We start from the raw sequence: 1,017 nt of genomic DNA, 5'->3' as shown, positions 1-1,017 counted from the left end.
GTGCAATTTTATCGGTAATTTCAATTTGTTTTATTATAGCAGGGATATACTGTATACATAAAAAAGTGTAGTGAAAAACAATCAGCCTTTCATGTACTATACATGAAAGGCTGATTGTTTTTATGTGTTGAAGGAGTCTTTTAGAAGAATTGTAGTTTTTAGATTGATAGTTAAAACTGTAACAGCTTATGTATAATTAATATCATTTTGTCAAATGAATGTCACATAAAAGTCTTATAGTGTATATAGAAAGTGAAACATACACAAATCAGGAGATGAAATGATGAAAAAAGCGTTACAATATATATTTATATTACTTACGTTATTTACCTTAAGTTATGTAATTCATACCAACTATGAAAAGCATAAAGAGATTAAAAATAATAAACAAGTAATTAGTGAAGTTGCAAAGAGGTATGATATTCCAGATTGGATACCATTATCAATTGCGGATCATGAAACAAAATTTAACCGAAAAGCAATAGGAGATAACGGAACATCTTTCGGATTATTCCAATTACATCGTGGTGGATTAGCACCAGCACAATTATCGGAAGAGAGTTTAGTGGATTCACGTATAAATACAACGATAGCAATTTCAAGTATGGTCAAATCGTATGAGCGTGGTGTGAAAAAAGGACTGCAGGATTGGGAGTTGCTTAAATATGTTGCTAATACATCAGGGTGGCCAGGAAACTTGGGGGGAGAATGGACAGATAATAATACGAAATATAATAAAGGGCTAGAACAATCATATCAATTATATAAAAAAGAGAAGTAGATATAAAAAGGCATTTTCAATTTGGGGAAATGTCTTTTTTATGTTATAGTATAAAAGTGTTTGGGCGTTATGTTATTTCGATATATCTTCAAATTTGTTATGTAGTATTTTTATATTAAATAACTACTAAAATCATTTTTTTATATAAGGAGTAAGAAGTAGGGAATATGAAAAATATAGATTTTATACTAGAAAGTGATGAAACATTAAAACCGTCAGAACGATTAGTACTATTA

1 protein-coding gene is annotated in these 1,017 nt (G+C 29.2%); it reads left to right on the top strand.

Features of this window, described 5'->3' with window-relative positions; translation table 11 throughout:
- The first annotated feature begins 280 nt into the window (after window positions 1-280).
- A complete protein-coding gene (locus tag AC1DTM_RS28375; RefSeq protein WP_002110354.1) occupies window positions 281-781 on the top strand; it encodes a lysozyme family protein in 501 nt (166 codons plus the stop codon).
- The last annotated feature ends 236 nt before the right edge of the window (window positions 782-1,017 follow it).

This window comes from Bacillus sp. P4_D3, from assembly GCF_056401855.1.
Note: the sequence above shows the minus strand (reverse complement) of the source record. Positions and strands in the feature narration are given on the sequence as shown.